Source organism: Vibrio sp. Y20_XG_PY13 (assembly GCF_024181925.1).
Classification (GTDB): Bacteria; Pseudomonadota; Gammaproteobacteria; order Enterobacterales; family Vibrionaceae; genus Vibrio; species Vibrio parahaemolyticus.
In genome coordinates this window covers 42491-59305 of the sequence record NZ_JAMZAL010000008.1, presented here as the reverse complement: position 1 = coordinate 59305, position 16815 = coordinate 42491, and the positions used below count along the sequence as shown (strand labels likewise).

General features: G+C 45.3%; 14 protein-coding genes. 11 read left to right on the top strand and 3 right to left on the bottom strand.

The genetic code is table 11. The annotated features are described in order from the left end of the window. The first annotated feature begins 279 nt into the window (after positions 1-279). Entirely contained in the window at positions 280-1593 is a 1314-nt protein-coding gene (gene brnQ, locus NL646_RS17860) for a branched-chain amino acid transport system II carrier protein (RefSeq protein WP_005459396.1), read from the top strand. Between the two features lie 90 nt (positions 1594-1683). Here brnQ and fldB read toward each other — a convergent pair whose 3' ends face one another. Beyond that, entirely contained in the window at positions 1684-2202 is a 519-nt protein-coding gene (gene fldB / locus NL646_RS17855) for a flavodoxin FldB (RefSeq protein WP_253664500.1), read from the bottom strand. Between the two features lie 167 nt (positions 2203-2369). On the opposite strand from fldB, the gene xerD reads away from it, so the two are divergent. The 7 genes from xerD (at position 2370) to NL646_RS17820 (ending at position 11088) form a co-directional block, all read left to right on the top strand. Next, positions 2370-3287, top strand: a complete 918-nt coding sequence (xerD, locus tag NL646_RS17850) for a site-specific tyrosine recombinase XerD (protein WP_153644456.1) — start codon at positions 2370-2372, stop codon at positions 3285-3287. A 59-nt stretch (positions 3288-3346) separates the two neighbouring features. Further along, positions 3347-4135 (top strand): bifunctional protein-disulfide isomerase/oxidoreductase DsbC, encoded by a 789-nt coding sequence (gene dsbC / locus NL646_RS17845; RefSeq protein WP_253664499.1) that lies wholly within the window; start codon positions 3347-3349, stop codon positions 4133-4135. A gap of 45 nt (positions 4136-4180) precedes the next feature. Beyond that, positions 4181-5920, top strand: coding sequence for a single-stranded-DNA-specific exonuclease RecJ (gene recJ / locus NL646_RS17840; protein WP_253664498.1), 1740 nt, complete (start codon positions 4181-4183; stop codon positions 5918-5920). 173 nt (positions 5921-6093) lie between these two features. Next, a protein-coding gene (gene prfB / locus NL646_RS17835) for a peptide chain release factor 2 (RefSeq protein ID WP_097371395.1) occupies positions 6094-7192 on the top strand; the annotation gives its coding sequence in 2 pieces (ribosomal slippage) (positions 6094-6168 and positions 6170-7192; 1098 coding nt in all). 34 nt (positions 7193-7226) lie between these two features. Further along, positions 7227-8744 (top strand): lysine--tRNA ligase, encoded by a 1518-nt coding sequence (gene lysS / locus NL646_RS17830; RefSeq protein ID WP_005459407.1) that lies wholly within the window; start codon positions 7227-7229, stop codon positions 8742-8744. A gap of 248 nt (positions 8745-8992) precedes the next feature. Continuing rightward, positions 8993-10327, top strand: coding sequence for a cyclic-di-GMP-binding transcriptional regulator VpsR (vpsR, locus tag NL646_RS17825; RefSeq protein WP_005459408.1), 1335 nt, complete (start codon positions 8993-8995; stop codon positions 10325-10327). A 509-nt stretch (positions 10328-10836) separates the two neighbouring features. After that, positions 10837-11088 (top strand): hypothetical protein, encoded by a 252-nt coding sequence (locus NL646_RS17820; protein WP_005459410.1) that lies wholly within the window; start codon positions 10837-10839, stop codon positions 11086-11088. Positions 11089-11221: 133 nt separating this feature from the next. On the opposite strand, the gene NL646_RS17815 is transcribed toward NL646_RS17820, so the two are convergent. Next, entirely contained in the window at positions 11222-12256 is a 1035-nt protein-coding gene (locus tag NL646_RS17815) for an NADP(H)-dependent aldo-keto reductase (RefSeq protein ID WP_120416505.1), read from the bottom strand. 156 nt (positions 12257-12412) lie between these two features. On the opposite strand from NL646_RS17815, the gene NL646_RS17810 reads away from it, so the two are divergent. Then, a complete protein-coding gene (locus NL646_RS17810) occupies positions 12413-12724 on the top strand; it encodes a DUF6482 family protein (RefSeq protein ID WP_253664497.1) in 312 nt (103 codons plus the stop codon). Between the two features lie 14 nt (positions 12725-12738). Here the strand turns inward: NL646_RS17810 and mutH are convergent, their stop codons facing one another. Continuing rightward, on the bottom strand, positions 12739-13419 hold the full coding sequence (mutH, locus tag NL646_RS17805; protein ID WP_024702567.1) for a DNA mismatch repair endonuclease MutH: 681 nt from the start codon (positions 13417-13419) through the stop codon (positions 12739-12741). A gap of 618 nt (positions 13420-14037) precedes the next feature. Here mutH and rppH point away from each other — a divergent pair. Next, positions 14038-14562: an RNA pyrophosphohydrolase gene (rppH, locus tag NL646_RS17800; protein WP_005457789.1), complete on the top strand. Its 525-nt coding sequence runs from the start codon at positions 14038-14040 to the stop codon at positions 14560-14562. Positions 14563-14564: 2 nt separating this feature from the next. Beyond that, positions 14565-16811: a phosphoenolpyruvate--protein phosphotransferase gene (ptsP, locus tag NL646_RS17795; protein WP_253664496.1), complete on the top strand. Its 2247-nt coding sequence runs from the start codon at positions 14565-14567 to the stop codon at positions 16809-16811. Positions 16812-16815 lie beyond the last annotated feature (4 nt).

Here is a 16815-nt window from a genome sequence, read left to right as displayed (position 1 = left end):
TTGTATAGATTGTTGTTTTGTTGGTTATTAAATTGTATGGTTAATTGATCGAGATAAAGAACTGTACGGTTCTTTTGATCTAGTTAGATACACTGCTTTTAAGTTTAAAAACTAAATTAATATGGTGTTTTTTTCTTAAAGGTTGCCAAATGATGAGTCTTTCGTCATTATGCGGCGAAAATTTTATAGATTGAACCACAGATACTCATTAACTTTTGGGTATACAAAAAAGTGGTCGATGCATACACAACATTCATTAAATAAAGAAAAGGGTTATCTGTGAAGCAGACGTTAAAACTAACAGATATTGTCGCAGTAGGCTTTATGCTATTTGCGTTCTTTTTAGGTGCAGGCAACATCATCTTTCCACCTCTAGCGGGTCAGCTCGCGGGTGAAAACCTATTGCCAGCGATGTTCGGTTTCTTGCTAACAGCGGTAGGTCTACCTCTTATTACTATCGTTGCTATTGCTGTAGCAGGTGGATCATGGGATCACTTGACTCAAGATCTTCCGAAAAAAGCAGCAGTATTGATGGCAGCACTTATCTTCATCATTATTGGTCCTGCGTTTGCAGCGCCTCGTACAGGTCTAGTAGCTTACGAGATGGCCGTGAAGCCATTCTTTGTTGAAGCTTCTCAAGCGCACCTTACCGCGTTCTCTGTGATCTTTTTTGCGGTTGCAATGCTGTTTTCTTGGTTCCAAGGCCGTCTTATCGACTTGATCGGTAAAGTGCTGACTCCAGCGCTGTTTGTCGGTTTGATCATTCTTGCTGTTGCAGTATTCCTAGATCCTCAAGGCGATATGATCGGTGCACGCGGTGAGTACCTAACTCAGCCACTAACCAAAGGCTTCCTTGAAGGCTACAACACCATGGATACTTTCGCATCGCTGATGTTTGGTATGTTGATGGTGGATGCACTGCGCGGCAAAGGTATTACGGAGCGTTCTGCGACGACTAAGTACCTGATTTTTGCAGGTTGTATCGCGGCGGCTGGTCTAGCATTTGTTTACATTTCGCTATTCTACCTAGGCGCTACCAGCGCAACAGTTGCTGCGGGTGCAGACAACGGTGGTCTGATTTTAAGCCAGTACGTTCAAGCGTTGTTTGGCCCTTACGGTCAAATCGTTCTTTCTGTGATTGTATTGCTAGCGTGTCTGACAACGGCTATCGGTCTGATTTCAGCATGTTCTGATTTCTTCAGCTCGAAGACATCACTGTCATACAAGCAGTGGGTTCTAATCAACGGTGCAGTATGTGCGCTAGTTGCTAACGTTGGTCTAGCGCAATTGATTTCGCTCTCTGTACCTGTACTGTTTGCCCTTTACCCAGTGGCGATTGCTTTGGTTGCTCTTACCTTTGTTCGTAGCAAGCTGCCAAATCCTCGCTTTGCATACCGTGCGGTACTGCTAGTATCACTATTGTTCGCACTTGTTGATGCAGCGAAAGTTGCTGGTTTGGATGTATCTGCGTTCAACGTACTACCGCTGTTTGAAGTGGGCATGGGTTGGGTTCTTCCTACTCTGGCAGCTATCATCTGCATGTTCTTCATCTCTAAATCTGTTCAACCAGAACTACGAGAAGAAGCGGCGTAAAGACGCTAGAAATTGAATAATGAAAAAGCCCGATGAAGTGATTCATCGGGCTTTTTTGTATCTGGTTCGCATCAACGTAAGCGTCGGTGCTTAAAGCGTATCGTGGAACTCCACAAGTACTTGTTCACACCACTTTTCAATTCGCTCGTCACTCAAGTCGTATTGAGAGTCTTCATCTAGTGCTAGGCCAACAAATTGACTGCCATCTTCCGTTAGCGCTTTCGAGGCTTCAAACTCATAGCCTTCGTTTGGCCAATAACCGATAAACTGGGCGCCGGTTGCTTTTAACTCGTCGTGCAGTAGGCCCATGGCATCAAGGTACCATTCACCATAGCCTTCTTGGTCGCCAAGACCAAATAGCGCCACAACTTTGCCTTTCAAGGGCGTAGACGCGATGTCTTGCCAACTAGCGCTCCAATCTTCTTGGATCTCACCAAAGTCCCAAGTCGAGATGCCTAGAAGCAATAAATCATACTCAGCCATCAGCGATAGCGGCGTCTCTTTCACATTGTGAATATCGACAAGGTCTGCACCAATAATGTTGCGAATTTTCTCTGCTGCCATCTCGGTGTAGCAGGTTGTTGAGCCGTAAAAGAGTCCGATTTTCATTATATTCGTCGTTTTTTGTGTTGCTGTTGCAGAGGATTTTAACCTTAAACTGCCTAGGAATGCAGCGAATATCGTGAGATTCCCCACCTGAGCCAATTTTTTATAGCATTCACACTGGCGCTGTCTTACTCTCACAGGGTATAGATGAACAATAAAAGGAAGCGTGAATGACGGCACAACAGCCTGTCAATCAACAAGATTTTGCGCTTGTTGAGCAATTCTTAGATGCAATGTGGATGGAGCGCGGTCTGTCAGAGAATACGCTGGCTTCGTACCGAAATGACTTAATGAAGCTTCTCACTTGGATGGAGCATCATCGTTACCGCCTCGATTTCATCAGTTTGTCTGGACTTCAAGAATACCAAACGTATCTGGTGGATTTGGATTACAAGCAGACGTCACGTGCTCGTATGCTGTCAGCCATTCGCCGTTTGTTTCAGTATCTTCACCGCGAAAAAGTACGTGCCGATGACCCAAGTGCCTTGTTGGTCAGCCCGAAATTGCCACAACGCTTACCGAAAGACATCAGTGAAGAGCAAGTGGACGCACTTTTGGACGCGCCAGATCCGAATGATCCGGTAGAGCTGCGCGATAAAGCCATGCTTGAGTTGTTGTATGCGACTGGGTTGCGTGTGACAGAACTCGTCAGCCTGACGATGGAAAACATCAGTTTACGTCAGGGCGTCGTGCGTGTGACGGGTAAAGGTGGCAAGGAGCGTTTGGTGCCGATGGGGGAGAATGCGATCGAGTGGATTGATACATTCATCCAGCAAGGTCGTCCTGCATTATTGGGAGATAAGTCTTCCGATGTGGTATTCCCAAGTAAACGAGCACGCCAAATGACTCGTCAGACGTTTTGGCATCGTATCAAATACTATGCTGTCATTGCTGGTATCGATACCGACCAGCTTTCGCCGCACGTTTTACGCCACGCGTTTGCAACGCATTTATTGAACTATGGCGCAGATCTCAGGGTCGTACAGATGCTGCTAGGGCATAGTGACTTATCGACCACGCAAATTTATACTCACGTGGCGACTGAACGATTGAAGCAGATCCACAGTCAACACCACCCAAGAGCATAATGATGGCTTGCTTCATCCTTTTTGATTGGATGAAAAGAATTTATTTAAAGGTGACTTTAATGAGCGTATTACGCCGACTAACTCTGCTGACTTTACCATTCTTTATTACCGCGTGTGGTGCGGAAGAAAGTCAGGCAAAAACCGAAACTCCTGCACAACAGGCTGCGCCAACTGCGCAACAACACTTTGATGAAGCGGCGCTAAAAGCGAAGTTCTCGAAACTAGGTCTGTCTATTATTGATATTCAACCTTCAGATGTGGCGGGCCTGCTAGAAATTCAAACCAACGGCGGCATATTGTTTACGTCAAACAATGGCGATCACTTTATTGCAGGTACGCTATACGCGATTGATGACAACGGCGGTTACAAAGACGTACTTGCAGAACGCCAAGCGCCTTTGAATGCTGAGAAAATTGCTAAGTTTGCAGACAGCATGATCGAATACAAAGCGGACAACGAAAAGTACGTGGTGACCGTGTTTACTGACATCACTTGTGGCTACTGTGTTCGTCTGCATAACCAAATGCAGGGCTACAATGATCTAGGTATTACTGTGCGTTACATGGCATACCCTCGCCAAGGTGCGACAGGGCCTGTTGCTGAGCAAATGGCAACGATTTGGTGTGCAGAAGATCCAAAAGCGGCGATGCATAACGCGAAAGTGAGCCGCACTTTCGACAATCCAGCGAAAGATCTTGAGCAATGTAAAGAGACCATTCAAGCGCACTACAACGTTGGTCGTCAGTTAGGTATTTCAGGTACGCCTGCAATCTTCCTTCCAAACGGTGAGATGGTTGGTGGGTACTTACCGCCAGCTGAACTACTGAAACGTTTAGAGCAACTGTAATCCTTTAAGGAGCAGAGCCGACGCAATAGTCGGCTCTTTTCAAGCATGATAGAAATTCAACGACGTCCCGAACCGGATCTTTCCCTTCTCCCAGATTCCATTCCTCCGATCTTAAAACGCATTTACATCAATCGCGGTATTACTGACATCGCGCAGCTAGAAACCTCTGCTCGTGGATTGCATTCGTACCAAAAGCTTGGCGGCATTGAGCAGGCGGTTAAGTTATTGTTCCAAGCGATTCAAGAGCAAAAACGCATCATCGTGGTGGGTGACTTTGACGCAGATGGCGCAACGAGTTCTGCTCTTTCTGTATTGGCATTGCGTATGCTTGGCAGCAATAACGTCGATTACTTGGTGCCGAACCGCTTTGAAGATGGCTACGGTTTGAGCCCAGAGGTGGTCGATCAAGCATTGGAACTTGGCGCAGAAATGATCATGACGGTCGACAATGGCGTATCGTCGATTGAAGGTGTGCGCTACGCCAAAGAAAATGGCATTACCGTATTGGTGACAGACCACCATTTGCCAGGACAAGTTCTGCCAGAAGTGGATGCGATGGTGAACCCAAACCTCGACAGTTGTGCGTTTCCTTCTAAAGCGTTGGCTGGCGTTGGTGTGGCGTTCTATCTGATGATGGCGTTGTGCGTCCACATGCGCAAACACAACTGGTTTGCTCAGCAAGGCATGCAAGAGCCGAAACTGATGGAGCTGATCGACCTTGTCGCACTGGGCACTGTTGCTGATGTTGTGCCGCTTGATGAGAACAACCGAATTCTGGTGCATCAAGGTTTGCAGCGCATTCGTGCGGGGAAAGCGCGCCCAGGTATTCAAGCACTGATTGAAGTGGCGAAACGCGATGCGCGACGTTTGGTGGCATCGGACTTCGGCTTTGCATTGGGGCCGCGTATTAATGCCGCTGGCCGTTTAGACGACATGTCTTTTGGTGTTGAGCTGCTGATGTGTAACAACATCCACGCCGCACGTCGCATGGCCAGTGAGCTTGATGGACTCAATCAGACTCGTAAAGAGATTGAAGAAGGCATGAAGCAAGAAGCGATGGCGTTTTGTGAACGTTTGCAGTTTGGCGAAAACAGCGAGCTGCCATACGGCTTATCGCTGTTCCAACGCGATTGGCACCAAGGTGTGATTGGTATTCTCGCTTCGCGTATCAAAGAGAAATTCCATCGTCCAGTCATTGCCTTTGCTGACGGTGGTGAAGGGACGATCAAGGGTTCTTGTCGTTCGATTCCTGGATTACACATGCGTGATGCGTTGGACTTCATAGATACGCAAAATCCAGGTTTGATCATCAAGTTTGGCGGTCACGCGATGGCGGCAGGCTTAACCATCAAAGAGCAAGATTTTGAGCGTTTCAGTCGTTTATTCGATGAAGTGGTGAAAAAAGAGCTCGACGAAGCGGCTCTAAAAGGCGTGATTCTTACTGATGGCGAGTTAAAACCGGAAGAGTTTTCTATGCACATTGCGGAGCAGTTGCGCGCTGGTGGGCCATTCGGACAAGCTTTTCCTGAGCCAATCTTTGATGGTGAGTTTAAGGTGTTGCACCAAAAATTGGTGGGAGAAAAACATCTTAAACTGATGTTGGAGCCTTTATACAAAGGGCATCCGACCAATGTGATGATTGATGGAATTGCATTTAACGTCGATTTACGCCGTTGGCCTGACGCATCGGTCAAAACTGTACGTTTGGCTTACAAGCTGGATGTGAATGAATTTCGTGGTAACCAATCATTGCAACTGATGATTGATCACATCGAAGCCAAGTAATACCTAAGCTTTTCTTAAATATAGAGTACGGTTGCCCTTAAGCGGGTGTAAAATTTTATGACCGTGCTCTCTCTAATCGTAATCTGATTTCTCAGCCGAAATTTTCCTGTATCTCCGTCACATTTTTCAGTAGAATTTCTCGGTTAAATTCTATTCTAAAATGTTGAGCAAACATGTTTGAAATCAATCCCATTAAAAACCGTCTTCAGGACGTGTCTGAGCGCACGAATGTCCTGAGGGGGTATCTTTGACTATGACGCGAAGAAAGAGCGTCTAGAAGAAGTCAACGCAGAACTTGAACAGCCAGATGTATGGAACGAGCCTGAACGTGCACAAGCACTAGGTAAAGAACGTGCATCACTTGAAGCCGTAGTTGAAACTATTGATCAACTAGAGCAAGGTGTAGAAGATGTTGATGGTCTTCTTGAACTGGCTGTTGAAGAACAAGACCAAGAAACGTTTGATGAAATCGAACCAGAACTTGCAGAGTTGGAAGAGAAGCTTGCGCAGCTAGAATTCCGCCGCATGTTCTCTGGTGACCACGATAGCTCTGATTGCTACATTGACTTGCAAGCAGGTTCAGGTGGTACTGAGGCGCAAGACTGGACCAACATGATGTTACGCATGTACTTACGCTGGGCAGAAGCGAAAGGCTTCAAGGCGGAAGTAATCGAAGTATCTGAAGGTGAGGTTGCGGGTCTTAAATCTGCAACGGTTCGTATCTCTGGTGATTACGCTTACGGTTGGCTACGTACAGAAACTGGTGTTCACCGTTTAGTACGTAAATCGCCATTCGATTCAGGCGGCCGTCGTCATACGTCTTTTGCGTCTGCGTTCATCTACCCAGAGATTGATGAAAACATTGCTATCGACATTAACCCTGCTGATCTGCGTATCGACGTTTACCGTGCGTCAGGTGCGGGTGGTCAGCACGTCAACACCACTGAATCTGCGGTACGTATTACGCACGTACCAACGAATACTGTGGTGCAGTGTCAAAACGACCGTTCTCAACATAAGAACAAAGATCAGGCAATGAAACAGCTTCGAGCGAAGCTATTTGAGCTTGAATTGCAAAAGCAAAACGCGGAAAAACAAGCTAATGAAGACGCTAAGTCTGACATTGGCTGGGGTAGCCAGATCCGTTCTTACGTATTGGATGATTCACGCATTAAAGACCTCCGTACGGGCGTTGAAAACCGTAATACTCAAGCGGTTCTTGATGGCGATCTGGACAAATTTATTGAAGCTAGCCTGAAATCAGGCCTATAAAGCTTTTCACCGACAAAAACAGGATACATCGAAAATGACTGATGCTGTTCAAAACGAAACTGTACAAGAAGAAAACAAGCTGATTGCTGAGCGCCGCGCTAAACTGGACGAAATCCGAAAGAGCTGCAAAGCAAACGGCCACCCAAACGACTTCCGTCGTGACGCACTAGCGGGCGACCTTCAAAAAGAGTTCGGTGAAAAGACTAAGGAAGAGCTAGAAGAGCTTAACCACGTAGTAGCGATCGCTGGTCGTATTATGGCAAAACGTGGTCCATTCCTAGTAATTCAAGAAACATCTGGCCGTATCCAAGCTTACGCAGACAAAGAAGTTCAAAAAGAACTGAAAGAGAAATACCAAGGTCTTGATATCGGTGACATCATCGGTGTTAAAGGTGCGCTACACAAATCTGGTAAAGGCGACCTATACGTGAACATGGAAGAGTACGAGTTGCTAACAAAAGCACTTCGTCCACTTCCTGAGAAGTTCCACGGTCTGACTGACCAAGAAATGCGTTACCGTCAGCGTTACGTAGACCTAATCGTTAACGAAGATTCTCGTAATGCATTCGTTGTACGTTCTAAAGTTATGTCTGCAATTCGTAACTTCATGATCTCTAAACAGTTCATGGAAGTTGAAACGCCAATGATGCACGTGATCCCTGGTGGTGCAAGTGCTCGCCCATTCATTACGCATCACAACGCGCTAGACATGCCAATGTACCTGCGTATTGCGCCTGAGCTATACCTGAAGCGTCTAGTTGTTGGTGGCTTTGATCGCGTATTCGAAATCAACCGTAACTTCCGTAACGAAGGTCTTTCTCCACGTCACAACCCAGAATTCACAATGATGGAATTCTACATGGCGTACGCGGATTACAAAGATCTAATGGACTTCACTGAAGAACTACTAAGCTCTGTAGCACTAGAAGTTCTAGGTTCAACATCAATGCCTTACGGTGAAGATACTGTTGAGTTTGGCGGTAAGTACGCTCGCATGAGCATGTTTGAAGCAATCAAACACTACAACCCAGACCACGCTCAAATCCAAGCGCTAACGGAAGAAGATCTACAAAACCGCGAACTAATGGTTTCTATCGCGAAATCTGTTCACGTTGAAGTAGAACCTTTCTGGACTTGTGGTCAGCTTCTTGAAGAGATCTTCGGTGAAACTGCAGAACCTAAACTAATGCAGCCTACGTTCATCACTGGCTACCCAGCGGATATTTCTCCACTGGCACGTCGTAGCGATGACAACCCATTCTTCACAGACCGCTTTGAGTTCTTCATCGGTGGCCGTGAAGTAGCAAACGGCTTCTCAGAGCTTAACGATGCAGAAGACCAAGACGCGCGCTTTAAAGCACAGGTTGAAGCAAAAGAATCTGGTGATGACGAAGCGATGTTCTACGATGCAGACTACATCACTGCACTAGAACACGGTCTACCACCAACAGCAGGTCAAGGTATCGGTATCGACCGCCTAGTTATGCTGCTAACTAACACGCACACTATCCGTGACGTGATCTTGTTCCCTGCAATGCGCCCACAAGCGTAATTCTTTGCTGAACAATGACAAAAAACCACCTTCGGGTGGTTTTTTTGTATCTTTAATTTCCTAAAATTCAATAAGTTGCATTTTGATTTTGATGGCATATGCAAATAAGTATTCGCCAAATCTCAATCTATTGCATAGTCTTAATATTGAGACAGACTTCGAGCGTCGTAGTCTCGATAATGTTACCCGTTCGCAAAGATGGGTTTGTGGCGCGAAATTTCTATCAACAAAAGAATAAGGGTTAGAGAATGGCTGGGCAGTTTAAGATGGATTCCATCCCGGGATCGCTTGTGGTAGTTGGCGGTACTTATGAGCCTTGGTTATCAGTACTGGAACAAGTTGGCTGGAAGTGTCACCAAGTAGGCGACTTACGCAAAGCTAACACGTTATTGGAAGATATTGGGCCTTGTATCGGTATCGTTGACCTGAGCCATGACGAGTTTAGCTTGAATGGTCTGGCAAACTTAGTGAGTTCTCATAAGCACGTGCGTTGGTTGGCGTTTATTCGTGAGTCTCAGCTCGGCACAGACACCATCTGCCAATTCATCGTTAACTTCTGTATCGACTTTTTTACTGCCCCAATCCCAGATGCCCAACTGTTGAGCACCATCGGCCACCAACTTGGTATGCTCAAGCTAGAGAAAAAAGTTTGGCCAAGCTTTGGCAATAGCCTCGATATGGGGCTGATTGGCGAATCTATCCCGATGAAGCGCTTACGCGATCAAGTTAAGCGAATTGGTCCTACGGACGTGAGTATTCTGATCTCTGGTGAGAGTGGTACTGGTAAAGAAGCGGTTGCTCGTGCAATTCACAAAGTATCTTCCCGTTCTCATAAGCCCTTTATGTCGATTAACTGCCGCGCTTTGAATGAGCAACGTTTCCAAGCGGAAGTCTTTGGTATTGCTGCGGATGCTGAGATGGGCCCAAGTCTGTTGGAACAAGCAGATGGCGGTACTGTGTTGTTTAATGACATTCTGACCATTTCGAAGGACCAGCAAATGAACCTGTTAAGGTTCTTGCAAGAGGGCACGATTGAAACGCGCGAAGGTGTGAAGAATGTGAATGTGCGTATTCTTGCTGCTAACTCGTCAGACGTAGAAAAAGCCTTGATTGATGGCGACTTCAACGAAGAGTTGTACCATTACATCAACGTACTTCGTATCAACGTACCAAGCTTGAAAGAGCGCGCGAGTGACATTGCACTACTAGCTCGCTTCTATCTGCAAGAGTTCTCTAAAGAGTACAACTCTCAAGCAAAAAGTTTCTCAGAGGACGCTTTGAAAGCTCTGACTCGTTACTTCTGGCCTGGTAATGTTCGCGAGTTGATGAACCAAGTTAAGCGTGCGGTGTTGATGTCTGACAGCGTGATGATTGAAGAGCATCATCTCGATTTGCCGCAACGTAATGATTCAAAACGCAGTTTGAAATCAATTCGTGAAAAGAGTGAGCGTGATGCGTTATTGGTTGTGTTGGAGTCGCACTCTGGTCAAGTTTCCAATGCGGCGAAAGAACTTGGTGTGTCGCGTGCAACCATGTATCGACTACTTAACAAGCACAACTTGATTTCCGATCAAGCGATGTAATTCAAAGAGTGAATCGAATTGAAAGAGCGACCTTGCTGGTCGCTCTTTTTCGTTGTATACGTTCTGATATATAAAACTCGAAGTTTTATATATTCCCTAGATGAATATGTTATATGAAAAAACATATGCAACTTATCTTCAGGGTATTGATTTGTTTTTTATCGAAAGCATAGAAATTGTTTGATATATATTCATCAACGCTTACAATTTAGCCATAACTCGTTGAGTTATATCACTTCACACACGGATTATTTTTTTAGCTAGGAGGCGCAAGATGAAACATTACGTTGTTAACACCACTGCTTGCGCTGATCGTATGTCTAAATCTCCGATAGCTTTTAAATCGGATATTAACGATACCACTGGCTCACAAGATAAAAATTAATCCGTAACCTAATTTATGTTTACTAGGCTGCGGAAAAGTAGCGGCTTAGTCTCAACAGATCTCTCTGTGTCTCTGCGTACTATTTTTCCCAGTCGATCATTTATCGTTTAATTGGAGAAAAATTATGCGTCACTCAATTTACTTAACATTGGCGACTTTGCTTATTAAAGCGGATTTAAAACGTGAAGAGAGAGAATGGCAACGTACCGTGCGCCGCAGTTCTCATGATGTTCCATGGACCAATGTTCATTTATTAAGGGATATTGGTTTAGATCGTGAAGGGCGAGTTACTCAAACCAGCGTGCCTGAAGCGGTTAAAGTTGAACGTCGAGTTCGTCATCTTCGTCGAGTGCTAACTGCGCGAATACCGACGTAATCTATAGCGTGTTGAGCTTCCAACATTACGCTTTAGTTAACCCTAAAAGCTCAACACGCTGTAAACGCATATCGAAATAGATTTGTTCTAAGTGCTATTAACAGGCTGACCTATATGGTCAGCCTGTTTGCTTTTATGGACATGGGTTAGAGTAGGTAGTACCGATCGCTTGAATGTCTGTTAACAGCTCATCACTAAGCTTGATATCGATGCTGTCAATGTTGGCTTTAAGTTGATCAAGGTTGGTCGCACCGATGATATTGGAAGCGACAAATGGACGTTGGTTGACGAACGCCAATGCCATTTGCGCAGGATCTAGGCCATGCTCACGTGCCAAGTTCACGTATGCTTCTGTCGCTTTGACGCCTTGAGGTGTGAAGTAACGAGCGAAACGCTCCCACTTAGTACAGCGTGCACCTTCTGGTTTTGCGCCATTTAAGTATTTACCACTCAAACAACCAAACGCCAGAGGTGAATACGCTAACAGTTGGACACCTTCATAATGGCTGATTTCAGACAAACCCACTTCGAAGCTGCGGTTGAGTAGATTGTATGGATTTTGAATTGAAACGATACGCGGTAAATCATGCTTCTCCGCTAAACGAAGCAAAGACATCACCCCCCAAGGTGTTTCGTTAGATACGCCGATGTAACGCACTTTACCCATCTTAACCAGTTCAGTTAATGCTTCTAGGGTTTCAATTAACGTCACTTCTTCTTGCTTGTCTGGGTAAGGGTAGTTGAGTTGGCCAAAGCAGTTAGTTTGACGCTGTGGCCAGTGAAGTTGGTACAAATCTACGTAATCGGTTTGGAGTCGTTGAAGGCTAGAGTCGATGGCATCATGGATATTGCGACGATTTAAACTCATGTTTTCACGGATGTAGGGCACATTGCGCGGCCCTGCCACTTTCGTCGCTAGAACGACTTTTTCTCGCTTGCCGGATTTTGTCAGCCAGTTGCCGATGTATTGTTCTGTTAGGCCTTGTGTTTCTGCTTTTGGCGGAACTGGGTACATCTCTGCGGTATCAATGAAGTTCACCCCATGATCGACAGCAAAGTCGAGCTGCTCAAAAGCTTCCTGTTCGGTATTTTGCTCACCAAAAGTCATAGTGCCGAGGCAGATTTTACTGATCTCGAGTGATGAGTGCGGTAGTTTGGTGTATTGCATTTCACTTCCTTGAAAAATAGCCAACTGAATAGGTTATCCATCAATATATGGGATTTTTGGTCGCTATCGCAAATCATTTACGTATAAGCGCAAGTGTGGCTCGAAAGGTATTCATCCCCCAACTACACTAAAAAGATCTTGTGAAGGAGGTGCACTATGCAGAAGCATCAACTGGACATGTGGCTACATGGTCAACATAAAGACACCTATACGTTACCCAAAGTATTTGTCATTGGGTGTTCCGATGTCGCTGACTATTTGCTAGCTGTGGAATACAAGCACCAGCTAGAGCCGATTAAAGATGGAGAGGAACCGCTTCATTTTGGTTCTTTAGATTTGGTGAAAGAAGAGCTGCTCAGGTTAGGTATCGACAAAGCTTATTTGCGGTTACACAACGCTTACGATGAGTGCGGTAGTGAGGGTACCGCCTCTTACTGCGATATCGAATTATCGTTGGTTACCCATTAGAGTGAACAGATGAGTTACTCAGATTGCACATTGATATAGTGCTTCAGTAAGATCTGTTCGGTGAATTGTGTTCGCAGGTAAAAGCCTCGTGGTAGCGTCTTCATTGGTTTCCCGTTGGAGCTATAGGCTTCAGTTAGTGCTTTGGCATTAGCGGCCTTTGGGCGTAAGTGAAGCGCTTCGCCATGTCTGGCTGAAATTTGATCAAATTTGCCAAAGACGATCATTTCCATCAGTTCTTCCCAGTCATTTCGTAAGATCTGCTCCTCTTCTTTATCTGGCGACCAAATAAGAGGTGTCCCTACACGACGCTCGGCAAGGGGGATTTCTCGTTCACCTTCTACAGGAACCCACAATACACGCGAGAGCTTATTGCGCACATGGCTGGTTTCCCATGTCAGTCCTTGAACACCAGTTAAGGGTGCAACGCATACAAATGTAGTTTCTAACGGTCGTCCGTTGTAGCCAATTGGAATGCTCTTTAACTCGATACCAAGTTTGGAAAAGTCTTGTTGAGGTTTGCTACCCGCAGGAGCGCCCAAATGCCATTCCAGCAATTGTCCCACCCAGCCTTTATCGCGTTTGAGGTTTTCTGGAACGGTCATCTCTGCTTCGTCCGCTAATTCCGCAAAACTGAGTCCGGCAATATCGTGAGCGCGTTCCATTAACTCCGCTTCTGATTGTGGTTCTGGTTTCATAATAACTGCATGACAATGGAAAAATCCTAGTCTAACAAATTTCAACAAAATCTACTGTCCAAGATTTCATCGAGATGGATTAAGAATGATCAATTCATAACTTATCCACAGATATAGGTGCATATAAGTGGATCTACTGATGGGCTGGATGAATAAACAGGGGTTTTGAAACGTTTTTAGGCTTGATTTTATGTAGATGTCATGAAGTTAGAGAATGAATGTGTGGATAAATAACCGATCGGTTGATCTTTGACCGATCTGAGTTTGGTGAAAAGATCATCAGAATTGACAAGATCGTTTTATCACCAGGTTTGTTTTTAAGTTTATATTTATCATTGAGTTATGATTGGTCGTTATTTTTATTGATGAGTAAGAGAATAATGCTTTTGATTGAAAATCGGAGTTGATATGGAATTCTTCACAAAGTTATTCACAGAAAAGGTGAATAAATGTGGGCAATGTCTCACTCTTGTGTTGATAAACTTTAATTTGATTAAAAGATATCCAATAACGGTGAAAAGGTAATAAATCTTGCTCATATCACATCAGTAAGTTTGCTAGTAATGGGGATATGTGGAAAAATCACGGTAATAAAAAATTATTCATAGAGGTTAGCCAGTGATAGATGGCGATGGTTACCGACTGAATGTTGGTATTGTGATATGTAATAACCATGGTCAGGTCTTCTGGGCTAAACGATACGGGCAACACTCATGGCAATTTCCACAAGGTGGGATTGACGAAGGTGAAACACCTGAACAGGCGATGTTCAGGGAGTTGTATGAAGAAGTCGGATTAACGAAAAAAGACGTTAAGATCATTGCAACAAGTCGTCATTGGTTAAGATATAAACTACCAAAGCGATTGGTGCGTTGGGACTCCAAGCCTGTTTGTATCGGCCAAAAACAGAAATGGTTTCTGCTGCGATTGGAATGCGATGAATCGCGCATCAATATGCAGCGCGGGAAATCCCCTGAATTTGATGGTTGGCGCTGGGTGAGCTATTGGTATCCAGTTCGGCAAGTTGTTTCTTTCAAGCGTGATGTTTATCGTCGAGCGATGAAAGAGTTTGCATCTTTAGCCATGCCTTTTCGAGAGAGAAAAGCGAAAGGGAAAAGAAAAAAGCAACAACGTAGAGGATAGTCATGCTCAGCCAGCTAAAGGAAATAGTTGAGAAAGTCTCCAGAGTCGATGATGTGCATCTGGCTCTCGATATATTGGTAAAAGAGACTTGTGCCGCCCTTCGCACTGAGTGTTGTACTATCTATCTCGCCAATGAAGAAATGCAGCGCCTTGAGTTGATGGCAACTCAAGGCCTTATTTTTGAAGGCGATAGCATCCACATTAATTTCAATGAAGGTTTAGTTGGTCTCGTTAAACGCAGCGCAGAACCTCTTAACCTCGCAGAAGCTTCAAAACACCCTGAATTTAAATTTTTCCCGCAGCTTGGTGAACAGGTTTATCACTCTTTCCTCGCCACTCCAATCATCCATCGCAAACAAGTATTAGGTGTATTAGTCATTCAGCAAAAGACGCCACGATTGTTTAGTGAGATGGAAGAATCTTTCTTAGTGACCTTATCTGCGCAGTTAGCCGTGATCATCGCTCACGCGCAAAGTTTAGGTCATTGGCAATTAGCCTCAAAACCGAAGGTTCTTAAAGGCTTGCCTGCATCAACGGGTGTCGCCATCGGAGAGTTTTGGTTTGACAACACGCAGCCGAGTTTGTCGGACGTATTCCCGTCTTCCACGCTGGATAAAGAGCGAGAGCAAGAGCTGCTGCTGGTAGCGATTGAGCGTGCGCTGAATGATTTCCGCCGGATGCGGAAAAAGTTCGACAGCGAAATCAATAAAGATGCGTTAGCGATATTCGATTTGTTTACCCACTTGCTCAATGATCCAATGTTGCGCGGCGATCTTAAGAAACAGATTGAAAAAGGCGATCGAGCGGATTGGGCGTTGCGTCAGGTAGTCGAAACTTATTCAAACCGCTTTGCTCGTATGTCAGATGTCTATTTGCGTGAACGAGCACAAGATATCCGAGAGTTGGGGCAAAGGTTGCTGTATTTTCTGCACAACAGTGAGCAAGAGAATGCGGCCATCGATCGTCCTATCATCTTAGTGGCCAATGAGCTTACTGCGACTTTGTTAGCATCGGTGCCGAAAGAACATTTATTAGCGGTCGTTTCGCTTGAAGGGGGCGCAAACTCACACGCTGCAATTCTTTCGCGCGCATTGGGTGTGCCGGCCGTTATGGGCGCTAACATCAATACGGATGTGGTTAACGGCAAATTAGGCATCGTTGATGGCTATACGGGCGAGATTTTTCTTGAGCCCAACCGCCAGCTGTTACGTGAGTATCGCAGTTTGGTTAGTGAAGAGTCAGAGCTCTTCGCGATGGTCAATAAAGATCTCGCGTTACCTGCCGTAACGTTAGATAACCAGAACATTGAAGTGATGCTGAATGCGGGTCTCAGTGCCGATAGCAACATTGCCATTAATACGGGCGTCGATGGTGTCGGTTTATATCGAACTGAAATTGCATTTTTACTTCAACATCACTTTCCATCGGAAGATGAGCAGTATCATCAATATCGAGCAATATTAAACAGCTACTCGAGCCAACGCGTGGTGATGCGTACTCTGGACATCGGTGGTGATAAACCATTGCCATACCTGCCAATCGAAGAGGACAATCCGTTTTTAGGTTGGCGCGGGATTCGCTTTACGTTAGATCATCCTGATATCTTTTTGATTCAATTGCGTGCGATGCTAAGAGCCAGTGCTGAAAGTGGTAATTTAAGTATCTTGTTACCCATGGTATCTGGTATTAAAGAGCTGGATGATGCGATGACGCTGATCAACCAAGCCTACAGCGAAGTTGTCTTGCTTGATGAGCGTATTCAGGCTCCAAAGGTCGGGGTGATGATCGAAGTACCATCGATGGTATATCTGCTTCCTGCCATCGCGCATCGAGTGGATTTTGTCTCTGTTGGTACTAACGACTTAACTCAGTATTTACTGGCGGTGGATCGGAACAATTCCCGCGTTGCTGATGTCTATGAATCCATGCATCCGGCAGTGCTGTTAGCACTCAAACAGATTCATGACGTGTGCGATAAATATCATGTGCCAGTGTGCATCTGCGGTGAATTAGCCGGTGATCCATTTGGTGCGCTCTTATTACTTGGGTTGGGATACACCAGCTTAAGTATGAACACATCTAACGTGGCTAAGGTGAAGTATTTGATTCGTCATAGCCAACAACAGGAACTAGAAAAACTAGCGGAACAGGCGATGACAAAATCGTACGGAGAGGAGATTCATCAAATGATGCATGATTTCTTTATCCAACAAGGTTTTGCAGGCTTCGTTCGTGCAGGGAAAAAGTAGGTAA